Source organism: Photobacterium sp. CCB-ST2H9 (genome assembly GCF_023151555.2).
Lineage (GTDB): Bacteria > Pseudomonadota > Gammaproteobacteria > Enterobacterales > Vibrionaceae > Photobacterium.
The window spans coordinates 2,659,430-2,671,404 of the sequence record NZ_CP100425.1; the positions used below are offsets into that span (position 1 = coordinate 2,659,430).

Here is an 11,975-nt window from a genome sequence, read left to right on the forward strand (position 1 = left end):
ATCTCTCAGGCACCGGCCGACCCGCCGGTGCCAGCAAGGAATAAGGAGCAGTTGATGTCTTTCTTTGCTTTGATCGGTACGCTGGAAATCGGCTTGGTTTATGGCCTGGTTGCTCTTGGCGTTTATCTCACTTTCCGTGTTCTGGATTTTCCGGATCTGTCTGTTGATGGCAGCTTCCCGATGGGGGCTGCTGTCGCTGCGACCGCAATTATCGCCGGAGTCAACCCTTGGCTTGCGACAATGCTGGCGGTGCTGGCCGGAGGAATGTGTGGTCTGGTGACCGCTTTTCTTGCCGTACGTTGTGGGATCCTGCACCTGCTGGCCAGTATCCTGACGATGATCGCCGCTTTCTCGATCAACATCCGTATTATGGGGCGTCCGAACCTGGCGCTGCTGGGCGATGACACCATTCTGACCCCATTCGAAAACTTCGCTTTTGACACCGGAATGGATGCTGGCCTGATCCGCCTGGCGGTCATTCTGGCACTGGTGATCTTCAGCGGCTGGTTTGTGGTTCGCCTGCTGGCCAGTGATTTTGGCCTGGGACTGCGCGCTACCGGCGTGAACAGCCGGATGGTCAGTGCCCAGGGTGGTAATACAGCCCTTTACACCTACTTTGGTCTGGCGCTGTCAAACGCATTTGTCGGTTTCTCCGGTGCGCTGTTTGCACAAACCAACAACTTCGCCGACGTGACCTCCGGGGTCGGCACCATTGTGGTCGGTCTGGCTGCGGTGATCCTGGGTCAAACCCTGATCCCGGGCCGTAAAATCTGGGTAGCGGTTGTTGCCGTAATTCTGGGCTCCGTGCTTTATCGTCTGGCGGTCGCGTTTGCGCTGAGTACCGGCATGTTCGGTCTGAAAGCCTCCGACCTGAACCTGATCACCGCAGTTCTGGTTGCGCTGGCGCTGATTGCACCGAAGATGAAGCGCAATTTTCAGCGGAAGAAAAAACAGGCCGTTGCCACAAAAAAGAAGCTCGCGTAAGCCGGACCAGAAGGTAAGAACACTATGATTGAACTCAACAACATCCGCGTTACCTTCAATGAAGGCACCATTCTTGAAAATCAGGCATTGCGCGGGGTCAACCTGACGGTCCCGGAACGCCAGTTTGTGACTGTCATCGGCTCAAATGGCGCCGGTAAATCCACCCTGCTGGGTGCCATCAGCGGGGAAACCCCGATGTCCGACGGGAAAGTGGTTATCAATGGCGTTGATGTCACCAGCAAAGCGGTGCATGAACGGGCACAGTATGCAGCCCGGGTCTTTCAGGACCCGCTGGCAGGAACCTGCGCCTCACTGACCATTGAGGAAAATATGGCGCTGGCCATGCAGCGCGGCAGCCGCCGTACCTGGAAGCTGGCCTTGTCGTCACAGCGCAGAAAACTGTTTCAGGAACGGATCAGTATTCTGGGCCTGGGACTGGAAGACCGGCTGGGAGACAGCATAGGCCTGTTATCCGGCGGACAGCGTCAGGCTGTCAGTCTGGTCATGGCGACGCTGGCTGACAGTAAGCTGTTGCTGCTTGATGAACATACAGCAGCACTGGATCCAAGAATGGCCGCTTTCGTTCTGGAACTCACCAAGCGCGTGGTCGAGGAATTTGACCTGACTGTGATGATGGTGACTCACTCCATGAAAGATGCCCTCGCCTATGGCGACCGGACCGTCATGCTTCACCAGGGGAATATTGTACTGGATGTGGCAGGTCAGGAGCGGGCCAATATGGACGTGAAACATCTGCTGGAGATGTTCAGCAAAGTGCGGGGCGAAGAGCTGGCTGACGACAGCCTGCTGCTCAGCTGATTCATCAGCTTCGACTCATGAGGCGGAATTTTCCGCCTCATCCTTTTCTGCACTTCCTTGCCACTTCACTGTTCCTGCGCAGATTTACGCAGGACAGCCCCCTGATACCCCCCCAATTCAATATAATTGATCGGTTCTCCTGTACTGCCGTCATAAAATACCTGCTCATAAGTACCGGGCAGGGAAATGCGCATCGGCCTGGTTTCCAGAAAGCTTTTTTGCCCGGCCTTTTGGATTGCCCGGTAAACCACCAGACCATGTTCATACCGCCGGGCAATCACCCCTTCTGCTGGCTGTTTGCTGAACCAGCCGCTGCGATAGAGCCAGAACCAGTTCGCAGGCAGCATCTGATGCGCCCCCAACACCGGCTTTCGGCTGTCTCCGCTTAACGGGTCCGCCTGCCACCAGACGACTTTATACCCTTTCGGCGGAGCAACGGGTTTCCCCAGATCGCCCCTCAGCATCCCGGATGGCTGATAGACCCAGTTCTTGGGCAAGCCGGGGCGATACCAGTCCCGCACCGTCGTATTGGTGCTGTCATAAGTCTGGCTGTTGCCCCAATTGTGGTAATACGTCAGTCCCGGCTGATTGAACAGGTAATAGAGTGCCAGTCCGGTTTCCGTATCACGCGTCCAGGCATTACTGTCACTGGGGTGTAAATCGCTGTAACCGTCTCGCATCGAAACCATCAGCACACTCTGTACCCCGTCTGCACTCAAAGAAAATTGCTGCCAGCTTTGCTGCAGCTTCGCCAATCCCATCGCCGGGGAGATCAAACGGGGCCGCACCCAGATGTCCACCAATCCTTTCAAGGCAGCTTCCGGTGCATTTTGCTGCCACAGCGAGAGCCCTGAGAATTCGGCAGCAAGCACTGGCGGCGAAAACTGATGTTTCATCTTGTTCAGTAATGCCACCAGCATTTCAAAATAGCGGTCTTCGGCCTCTGCTGTCCCTGCCACCAAAGGCAGCTCCAGTAACTGCCCCCCACTGTCGACCGAGATATTGCTTCCAGCCAGTAATGGCTTCAGTCGTGGCAGGTAGCCACCAGCGACGCCCTCACGGCGCCAATGGTATCGATACCATCTCATCAGCAAAACCTGGATTGCCGGATCGCTCAGATTCGCCCGGTATACACAAGAAGATGCCGGGCGGCGGCCACTGACAAGCACCCGGGCCTGATAGGGAAAGCGGGCACTCGCGGAAGGATTGATCCGGCTCTGGAATTCATCGTCGCTGAGCAATCCGTTCTGATCTTTGTCATTCACCGGGTCCCAGCCGGGAACAAATAAACCATTGGTATCCTGAACCAGCCAGGGCTGTAACCGAACCGAAGCGACACGGGTTTCCTGCGGCCAGCGCAATGCGATCGTCCAGGCAGCCTCTGATGTGGTTCCCGTCAGCACCGCTGGCTGCCATCCGTCTGGCATGGTCAAATAGCCCGTAAACAGGGTTTCGCCCTGTTGCTGCCATCGCACATCAAGCAGCTGCCAGCCAATGGGGCTTTGCCACAGTACTTGCATTGGCGGCCTGCCGGCTTCCAGCTCAAGTACCGTGAACGGATCATCTGCCATCAGGATCAGGGACTGTGATTCCACCAGAGATACCGGCAGGTTTGCCGTGCTGAACTGGCCGTTCAGCTCAGTCCAGAACTGCCGGGGCTGCGGCTCAGGCAGTTCCGGAAAGGGAGATGACGCAGAATCCTGCCAGGACAGGCGGGTATCTTCGGCATAATGCAGAAACAGGCGTTCTGGCTCCACACCCGCCAATCCTGCCTGACGGTAAAGCCATTGACGCTGTTCATCCGGATGACAGGACAGATTCTGGAGCTGAAACGGAAGGAGTACGTGGCTTTGCTGATTGAGCGCCGGAGACTGCCAGCTTCCGAGCACCAGATCAGCATGGTGCAGTTCCCACTGTTTTACGGCTTCTGCCGAGTGAAAGCGTGACGTCGTCAGCGGTTCTTCCCATCCACCGGGAAAGAGCCACGCAGCTCCCGTTGACGGGTAAACCTGTGCCTTCACAGCACAGGTCAGCAAAATCATCAGTAAACAAATCAGTCTTCCGCAACGCATTCTGCTCCCTCAAGGCAGCGGGAATCAGCTTTAGCTTAGCGTGAAAGACGATACGATGAAGGGTTAAAAATTGGACAAAAAAGCCGTGCACAATGCACGGCTTCACAGAAGGCTTCACTTCGGGACTACCAGCCCATCCAGTGGCCCAGCCCCCACAGCGTAATCATGGCCATGAAACCGGCCAGGATGTCATCGACCATGATCCCCACGCCACCATGGACATTTTTATCCAGCCAGCTGATCGGCCAGGGTTTCACCATGTCGAAGAAACGGAACAGAATAAAACCGCTGATCACCCAGGGCAGGCTCATCGGCGGAGCAATGGCCATCGTGATCCAAAAGCCGACAAATTCATCCCAGACAATACTGCCATGGTCATGAACCCCCATGTCCTGCGCAGTTCTGTGACAGATGTAAATGCCCGCCAGCGCTGCGATCAGGGTGATCCCAAGATAAGCCGCGTAAGGCAACTGGATCAGCAGATAGTAAATTGGTACCGACGCCAGCGTTCCGACTGTACCGGGAATGACAGGTGACAGGCCACTGCCAAATCCGGTTGCCAGCAAATGCCAGGGGTTACTCAGTTTGATATACAGTTTGGGATCTCGCACAACTTACCCCGAGAAATGATCGTATCCATGCAGCTGCCAATCAAGCGGCAGCCCGTTCCTTTCAAGTGTCACACTGTCTCCGGCCCGGATGTTTCCGATACAAGTCGCCTTCACGCCTGCATGAGACAAAGCCACATCCAGTGCACCACGGTGATGGGCCGGAACCGTAAAACAGAGTTCGTATTCTTCGCCGCTGGTGAGTGCCAGTTTCCCGGCAGCATCCTGATCGCCGCCACAGAATGACATCAGTTCAGCAGACAGCGGCAGACGGTCAACATCAATCACCGCGCCGACATCCGACCGGTTGAGGATGTGGCCCAGATCGGCAATCAGGCCATCAGAAATATCCAGCGCAGCCGAGGCTATTCCACGCAGCGCTTGTCCGGCTAACACCCGGGGCTGCGGCTGATAATGCCGGTTCAGCAAATGCTCCGCCAGCTCAGGCTTAGTGCCCGTGACCTGCTTTAGTAAGACGGCCAATCCTGCCGCACTGTCGCCGAGATTACCGGTGACATAAATCAGATCACCGGCACTGGCACCGTGCCGGGTCAGCGCTTGCCCCTGAGGTACAAAGCCATGCACCGTCAGCGTCAGGCTCAGCGGTCCCTTGGTCGTATCACCGCCAATGAGCTGAACCTGATAGTAATCAGCCATCTCAAAAAAGCCGTCACAGAAGCGGGCCAGCCAGGATTCGTCCGCTTCAGGCAGAGTGATTGCCAGGGATACCCAGGCCGGTGTCGCCCCCATGGCCGCCAGATCACTCAGATTGGCTGCCAGTGCTTTCTTTGCCACCAGTGCCGGGTCCATACCCGCCAGAAAATGATTCCCGCATACCAGAGAATCGGTACTGACGGCCAGCTGGCAGCCAGCCGGGACTTCAAGCAAAGCACAGTCGTCGCCAATCGCCAGCGCAACATCACTCCGCTGAACCGGCTGACGGGCAAAATACCGGGCGATTAAATCGAATTCGTTACTAGCCATAGAAGGTCAGAAGTTCTTGATGGTCGTTTTACCCAGAAAAAAGGCCAGCAGAGCTGGCCTCAGTTTCGTTTTCAAAAAACGATTATGCTTTTTTACGCAGAACAGGTGCAAGTTTATCCAGCACGCCATTCACAAACTTGTGACTGTCTTCAGCACCGAAAACTTTCGCCAGTTCGATTGCTTCGTTAATCACAACTTTGAACGGTACGTCTTCACGTTTCATGATTTCGTACACGGCCAGACGCAGCAGCGCCAGTTCCATCTGATCCAGATCCTGCAGCGGACGCGACAGATAAGGACGCATCTTGCTGTCCAGTTCCTGATGGTTCAGCACCACACCGGTAAACAGATCGCGGAAGTACTCCACATCGGTCTGTGGTGCAGCCAGAACAGGCGCTTCAGCCTGATGTGCTTCTTCTTCAAACTGTTCGCCAGACAGAAAATGCATTTCGATATCGGCAGCATTTCCTTTGGTGATTTGCCAGGAATAAATGGCCTGGACGGCAAAGTGTCGTGCGTTACGACGTGCGGCTGGTTTCACACTAACCCCCATTAGGATTCAATTTGGGACAGGACGTTTACCATCTCAAGCGCGCTGAGTGCAGCCTCTGCCCCTTTATTACCAGCCTTGGTACCGGCACGCTCGATGGCTTGTTCAATTGTGTCTACAGTCAGGACACCAAATGAAACCGGAGTGTTGTACTCCAGAGCCACCTGAGCCAGACCTTTATTACATTCACCGGCAACATACTCGAAATGCGGAGTACCGCCACGGATCACAGAGCCCAGTGCCACGATGGCATCATAACGGTCGCTTTTCGCAACTTGCTGGGCGACCAGAGGCAGCTCATAAGCACCAGGACAACGTACAACGGTAATGTTGTCGTCGCTTACCTGTCCCTGACGTTTCAGTGCGTCCAGCGCACCTTCCAGCAAGCTTTCATTGATGAAACTGTTGAAGCGACTGATAACGATAGCAATTTTTGCGTTGGGTGCCGCGATGGCGCCTTCGATTACCTTCATGGGCCTTCCTGTGACTATGTCTTTTCTTTCCGGATTGAGAAACCGCGGGAGTCTATCACAATTTATACGTGATACCAATTGACTTCACTGTCAAGTCATAAACCGCGGTAAAGTGCGATCCCGATTCCGGCGCAGAGATGAATGAAAACAGTATGTTAAACGTATTTCAGGTTCAGGAGCACACCGCTCCTTTCCCCTTAGTTACAAATATATTCCACCACTTCCAGCCCAAAGCCGGACAGTGAATGGTAGCGCTGATTACTGGACGACAGCAGGCGCATCTTGCCAACCCCCAGATCAGCCAGAATCTGCGAACCCACACCGACCTGGCGTGACGGGTTCTTCGGATTCAGCTTCACTCCCGGCTGGCCGTCAGCCTGCGAAGCCATATGCTTCACTTTGGTGATCATACCATCCTGAGTTTCATGACGATTCAGAATCACCATCACCCCGCCCTGGTCAGCAATCCGCTGCATCGCTGAAGGCAAAGTCCACTGGGACGCGCCTGAATGCAGAATGTCTTTAAAAGTATCCTGTAGATGCACCCGTACCAGCGTCGGGTTATCTTGCGAGACATTGCCTTTCCGCAATGCATAGTGGATCTGGTTGTCGATCGTATCGCGGTAAGTGATCAGGTCGAACTCACCGAATTCTGTCGGCAACACGCACTCGGCCACACGTTCTATTGTTGTCTCGTTGTTATTGCGATACTCGATTAAATCCGCAATGGTGCCCAGCTTCAGGCCGTGCTGAGCCGCAAACACTTCAAGATCCGGACGACGGGCCATGGTGCCATCCGGATTCAGAATTTCGACAATCACACTGGATGCTTCTAATCCGGCCAGACGGGCCACATCGCAGCCCGCTTCTGTATGACCAGCACGAGCCAGTACACCGCCTTCCTGTGCCATCAGCGGGAAAATATGTCCCGGCATCACAATGTCTGCCGGTGAGGCATCTTTGGCAACCGCTGCCTGCACGGTCCGGGCACGATCAGCGGCAGAAATACCGGTTGTCACCCCACGGGCTGCTTCAATGGAAATCGTGAAATTGGTACTGAATTGCTCGGTGTTGTCCTGCACCATCAGCGGCAGTTTCAGCTGCTGGCAGCGCGCCTGGGTCAGCGTCAGACAGATCAAACCCCGGCCATGGGTCGCCATAAAGTTAATCGCATCAGGTGTGATTTTTTCTGATGCGATAATCAGATCACCCTCATTTTCACGGTCTTCGTCATCCATCAGAATGACCATTTTGCCCTGACGGATATCTTCGATAATTTCCTGTGCGCTGCTTAACGCCATGTTGCAATCCCTCACCTTAGTTATTCTTTATGATAGCGGTTTAGCCGAGAAAGCCGCTCCGGGCCAGAAGTTCCATGCTGAGCTCTGACGAACCGCCAGCCTGTGCTGCTTTCTCTCCCAGCATCAGACGCTCCAGATAACGTGAAATGACATCCACCTCCAGATTCACCCGGCGGCCGGGTTTAAACCCGTCCATCGTGGTTTCGCCAGCTGTATGCGGCACGATCGTCAGCTTGAATTCCGCACCCCGCACTGCGTTTACGGTCAGGCTGATCCCATCAATGCTGACAGAGCCCTTCTCAGCAATGTATTTTGCCAGATGATCCGGCGCTTTCACCCAGAATTCAATGGCCCGGCCGGTTTGCGTGCGGGAAATAATTTCCCCCACATCATCTACATGGCCCGACACCATATGGCCGCCAAATCGGGTCGTCGGCAACATTGCCTTTTCCAGATTCACCGCCTGTCCCGGTTTGTAATCTTTAAAAGCAGTCCGGTTCAGTGTCTCCAGTGAGACATCTGCAACATACCCTTGACCGGTGAGGGCCACCACGGTCAGACAGACGCCGTTGGTGGCAATACTGTCACCCAGCTTGACATCAGACAGATCCAGCCGGCCACTGTTCACCGTGACGGAAATATCCTGCCCTTTCACTGTCAGCGCCTGAATCGTGCCAACAGCTTCAATAATACCTGTAAACATCCTAATACTTCCTTACTCTACGGCGCAGGTGTTTTGATACTGCCGCGAATGCGAATATCCTGCCCGACCATCCGAACGTCCTTCAGAACCAGTGACGGCACTTCTGACATCGCAGACAGGCCGTGCAAATCCATCAGGCCGCGGCTGTCGCTGCCCATCAGTTTCGGGGCCTGATACAGGATCAACTCATCCACCAGCCCGGCACGAACTAAAGCACCGGCCAGACCGGCGCCTGCTTCTACCCAGAGATGATTGATATCCTGACGGGCCAATGCCTGCATCAGCGCCGTCAGATCCAGCTGACCATTCTCCTGCACCGGGACAACCAGCTGTGAGACATTTTCCGGCCATGAAAGCGTATCTGCCTGCCCGCGGGCCAGCAGCACTTTCCCCGGCAGAGAAAACAAACGTTGTGTGGGCTGAAGACGATTCTGACTGTCGATAATCACCCGGACCGGCTGTCGCAATTCAGGCTGAGGATATTCAGATTGCGTCCGTTCCCCCAGCTCCTGCCAGCGAACATTCAAAGACGGGTTATCCGCCAGAACTGTGGCACTGGTCGACAGAATCGCACCTGACTGCGCACGAAATCGCTGAACATCCGCTCTGGCTTCAGGACCGGTGATCCACTGGCTGGCGCCATTGGCCAATGCTGTTCTGCCGTCAAGACTGGCAGCCAGCTTGAGCTGAACATAGGGCAACCCCGTTTTCATGCGTTTGATAAAGCCCGGATTGAGTGCCAGTGCATCAGCTTCCAGCAATCCTGTTTCGACTTCAATTCCGGCGTCTCTGAGCATGGCGACACCCCGGCCTGCAACCTGCGGATTCGGATCAACCATAGCGCAGACCACCCGGGAAACCCCAGCCGCAATCAGCGCTTCTGCACAGGGCGGTGTTCTGCCGTAGTGGGAGCAAGGCTCCAGCGTGACATATGCCGTTGCGCCCCGGGCGTTTTCCCCGGCAGCACGCAGTGCAAAGACTTCCGCATGCGGCTCCCCGGCACGATAGTGAAAACCTTCACCAATCACAGTGTCATCTTTCACGATGACGCAGCCGACATTCGGATTAGGGGCAGTGGTGAAACGGCCACGCCGGGCCAGACTGATGGCGCGACGCATCATGGCGTGATCGGTCGGTGTAAACATCTTGAATTATTTTTCCAGTTTGGCGATCGCTTCACCAAATTCCCGGATGTCTTCGAACGAACGGTACACAGAGGCAAAACGAATATAGGCGACTTTATCCAGTTCGATCAGCGCATCCATCACCAGGTTGCCGATCATATCGGATTTTACTTCGCGCTCTCCGGTCGCACGCAAGCGGGATTTTATCGTATTGATCGCTCGTTCAATGTCATCTGCACTGACCGGACGTTTTTCCAGTGCACGTTCAATGCCACCACGCAGCTTGTCTTCGTTAAACGGCTCCCGGCTGCCATTGGTTTTAATGACATGCGGCATCACCAGTTCAGCGGTTTCAAAAGTTGTATAACGCTCGCTGCACGCCAGGCACTGACGACGGCGCCGGACCTGATGACCGTCAGCGACCAGACGGGAATCGATTACTTTGGTGTCATTGGCACCACAAAACGGACAATGCATCTTGCCTCCTCAATTTCGTCGACTCAGTGTAACCCAAATCAACTGACTTGAGAGGCGCAAAGCTAAATTTTTTATCAACAAAAACGGCATCCGATGGATGCCGTTTCACTATTCTGACCTAAATGTTGGTCTGTATTCAGCCTGACCTGCTTACGCGTAAACTGGCAGACGCTTACAGATATCCAGCACTTTCGCTTTAGTTGCATCGATCACGTCCTGGCTCTCGATGTTGTCCAGCACGTCACAGATCCAGTTCGCCAGTGCTTTCGCGTCTTCCGTCGTGAAACCGCGACGGGTGATCGCTGGTGTACCGATGCGGATACCTGAAGTCACGAAAGGACTGCGAGGATCGTTAGGTACACTGTTCTTGTTCACAGTGATGTTCGCTGCACCCAGCGCGGCATCAGCTTCTTTACCTGTAATGTTCTTATCAATCAGGTCAACCAGGAACAGATGGTTCTCGGTACCGCCGGAAACGATCTTGTAGCCACGCTCCAGGAACTGACCCACCATGGCTTTGGCGTTATCGACAACACGCTGCTGGTAAGCTTGGAACTCAGGCTCCATTGCTTCTTTGAACGCAACGGCTTTGGCTGCGATGACATGCATTAGCGGGCCGCCCTGACCGCCAGGGAAAACGGCTGAATTCAGTTTCTTGTACAGCTCTTCACCTGCATTTGACAGGATCAGACCGCCGCGAGGACCAGCCAGTGTTTTGTGCGTTGTTGTGGTCACTACATGTGCGTGCGGTACAGGGTTCGGGTAAACACCCGCAGCAACCAGACCTGCAACGTGCGCCATATCAACAAAGAAGTAAGCACCAACTTTGTCTGCGATTTCACGCATGCGCTTCCAGTCAACAATCTGAGAGTAAGCAGAGAAACCACCGATGATCATTTTCGGCTTGTGTTCCAGCGCCAGCGCTTCCACTTCTGCGTAGTCAATCTGACCTTGCTCATCGATACCATAAGGAATGATGTTGTACAGCTTACCGGAGAAGTTCACAGGAGAACCGTGAGTCAGGTGACCACCGTGTGCCAGGCTCATGCCCAGAACGGTATCGCCGGCATTCAGCAGGGCCATGTAAACCGCACTGTTTGCCTGAGAACCTGAGTGTGGCTGAACATTCGCGTATTCAGCACCAAACAGCTGGCATGCACGATCAATTGCCAGTTGCTCAGCTTTATCTACATACTCACAACCGCCGTAGTAACGCTTACCCGGGTAACCTTCTGCGTATTTGTTGGTCAGTTGTGAACCCTGGGCTTCCATTACACGCGGGCTGGTGTAGTTCTCAGAAGCAATCAGCTCAATGTGCTCTTCCTGACGGGCTGTTTCTTCCTGAATGGCCGCAAACAGTTCCGCGTCATAATCAGCAATATTCATGTCACGCTTTAGCATCAGTCTCTCCTGACTCAGATAGTTCTCAAATTCGCTCACCTAAGTATCTGACAAGGTCAGACTCTTAGGTCAACGGGAAATAATCTGCATTTTTCCCGATTGGTGCTGAAAACACAAGCCCAGACACCACGGCAACGCAAACGTTTTCGTCACGCCAGCAGATAAGTCGGCATTTTAGCGAAAATACTCCTTTTCAGATAGCCCCGAAATCGTTTTTTTATCCCCTTTTTTGTTCGTTTTTCTCATCTGGAAGATGAATTTCTTTCAAGTTTGCACAAACATCCATCAAAAAAATTACATCGTAAAATGTGAACGCAACCATAATGCGAAAATAATGATTTACAAAACCGTAAATTTTAAATTACAAACTGTATTTCTTTACCTTCAGCTCCGGGATTCATTTTTTCCAGCCACGCTATAACATATCGCGCGCATTTCCCCTCCTGTGCCGTCGCATTGACGTCACGCAGTATCAGAGG

12 protein-coding genes are annotated in these 11,975 nt (G+C 54.0%); 2 read left to right on the top strand and 10 right to left on the bottom strand.

The genetic code is table 11. From position 1 onward, the window contains the following. Positions 1-54 precede the first annotated feature (54 nt). On the top strand, positions 55-984 hold the full coding sequence (locus L4174_RS12325; RefSeq protein WP_248141176.1) for an ABC transporter permease: 930 nt from the start codon (positions 55-57) through the stop codon (positions 982-984). A gap of 24 nt (positions 985-1,008) precedes the next feature. Beyond that, positions 1,009-1,803: an ABC transporter ATP-binding protein gene (locus L4174_RS12330; RefSeq protein ID WP_248141177.1), complete on the top strand. Its 795-nt coding sequence runs from the start codon at positions 1,009-1,011 to the stop codon at positions 1,801-1,803. Positions 1,804-1,868: 65 nt separating this feature from the next. Here the strand turns inward: L4174_RS12330 and L4174_RS12335 are convergent, their stop codons facing one another. From L4174_RS12335 to glyA, 10 genes are all read right to left on the bottom strand, one after another. Further along, a complete protein-coding gene (locus tag L4174_RS12335; protein ID WP_248141178.1) occupies positions 1,869-3,875 on the bottom strand; it encodes a hypothetical protein in 2,007 nt (668 codons plus the stop codon). Between the two features lie 125 nt (positions 3,876-4,000). Beyond that, a complete protein-coding gene (gene pgpA / locus L4174_RS12340) occupies positions 4,001-4,486 on the bottom strand; it encodes a phosphatidylglycerophosphatase A (RefSeq protein ID WP_248141179.1) in 486 nt (161 codons plus the stop codon). Between the two features lie 3 nt (positions 4,487-4,489). Next, positions 4,490-5,467 carry a thiamine-phosphate kinase gene (gene thiL / locus L4174_RS12345; RefSeq protein ID WP_248141180.1) on the bottom strand — a complete coding sequence of 326 codons (978 nt, stop codon included), beginning with the start codon at positions 5,465-5,467 and terminating at the stop codon, positions 4,490-4,492. Between the two features lie 82 nt (positions 5,468-5,549). Further along, on the bottom strand, positions 5,550-6,020 hold the full coding sequence (gene nusB / locus L4174_RS12350) for a transcription antitermination factor NusB (RefSeq protein ID WP_248141181.1): 471 nt from the start codon (positions 6,018-6,020) through the stop codon (positions 5,550-5,552). Further along, positions 6,020-6,490, bottom strand: a complete 471-nt coding sequence (gene ribE, locus L4174_RS12355; RefSeq protein WP_036749961.1) for a 6,7-dimethyl-8-ribityllumazine synthase — start codon at positions 6,488-6,490, stop codon at positions 6,020-6,022. The genes nusB and ribE overlap by 1 nt, the downstream gene beginning before the upstream one ends. 197 nt (positions 6,491-6,687) lie before the next feature. Continuing rightward, a complete protein-coding gene (gene ribBA, locus L4174_RS12360; RefSeq protein ID WP_248141182.1) occupies positions 6,688-7,791 on the bottom strand; it encodes a bifunctional 3,4-dihydroxy-2-butanone-4-phosphate synthase/GTP cyclohydrolase II in 1,104 nt (367 codons plus the stop codon). Between the two features lie 40 nt (positions 7,792-7,831). Continuing rightward, positions 7,832-8,494, bottom strand: coding sequence for a riboflavin synthase (locus L4174_RS12365; RefSeq protein ID WP_248141183.1), 663 nt, complete (start codon positions 8,492-8,494; stop codon positions 7,832-7,834). A 17-nt stretch (positions 8,495-8,511) separates the two neighbouring features. Further along, positions 8,512-9,639, bottom strand: a complete 1,128-nt coding sequence (gene ribD, locus L4174_RS12370; protein ID WP_248141184.1) for a bifunctional diaminohydroxyphosphoribosylaminopyrimidine deaminase/5-amino-6-(5-phosphoribosylamino)uracil reductase RibD — start codon at positions 9,637-9,639, stop codon at positions 8,512-8,514. Between the two features lie 6 nt (positions 9,640-9,645). Continuing rightward, positions 9,646-10,095 (bottom strand): transcriptional regulator NrdR, encoded by a 450-nt coding sequence (nrdR, locus tag L4174_RS12375; protein ID WP_036751583.1) that lies wholly within the window; start codon positions 10,093-10,095, stop codon positions 9,646-9,648. A 150-nt stretch (positions 10,096-10,245) separates the two neighbouring features. After that, complete coding sequence (gene glyA, locus L4174_RS12380) at positions 10,246-11,496, bottom strand: serine hydroxymethyltransferase (RefSeq protein ID WP_248141185.1); 1,251 nt, start codon at positions 11,494-11,496, stop codon at positions 10,246-10,248. Positions 11,497-11,975: the final 479 nt, after the last annotated feature.

Coding starts and splice junctions, on each gene's coding strand:
- L4174_RS12365 (WP_248141183.1), bottom strand. CDS start 8,494: ATGTTTACAGGTATTATTGAAGCTGTTGGCACGATTCAGGCGCTGACA.
- ribBA (WP_248141182.1), bottom strand. CDS start 7,791: ATGGCGTTAAGCAGCGCACAGGAAATTATCGAAGATATCCGTCAGGGC.
- L4174_RS12330 (WP_248141177.1), top strand. CDS start 1,009: ATGATTGAACTCAACAACATCCGCGTTACCTTCAATGAAGGCACCATT.
- ribD (WP_248141184.1), bottom strand. CDS start 9,639: ATGTTTACACCGACCGATCACGCCATGATGCGTCGCGCCATCAGTCTG.
- thiL (WP_248141180.1), bottom strand. CDS start 5,467: ATGGCTAGTAACGAATTCGATTTAATCGCCCGGTATTTTGCCCGTCAG.
- nusB (WP_248141181.1), bottom strand. CDS start 6,020: ATGGGGGTTAGTGTGAAACCAGCCGCACGTCGTAACGCACGACACTTT.
- L4174_RS12335 (WP_248141178.1), bottom strand. CDS start 3,875: ATGCGTTGCGGAAGACTGATTTGTTTACTGATGATTTTGCTGACCTGT.
- L4174_RS12325 (WP_248141176.1), top strand. CDS start 55: ATGTCTTTCTTTGCTTTGATCGGTACGCTGGAAATCGGCTTGGTTTAT.
- glyA (WP_248141185.1), bottom strand. CDS start 11,496: ATGCTAAAGCGTGACATGAATATTGCTGATTATGACGCGGAACTGTTT.
- ribE (WP_036749961.1), bottom strand. CDS start 6,490: ATGAAGGTAATCGAAGGCGCCATCGCGGCACCCAACGCAAAAATTGCT.
- nrdR (WP_036751583.1), bottom strand. CDS start 10,095: ATGCATTGTCCGTTTTGTGGTGCCAATGACACCAAAGTAATCGATTCC.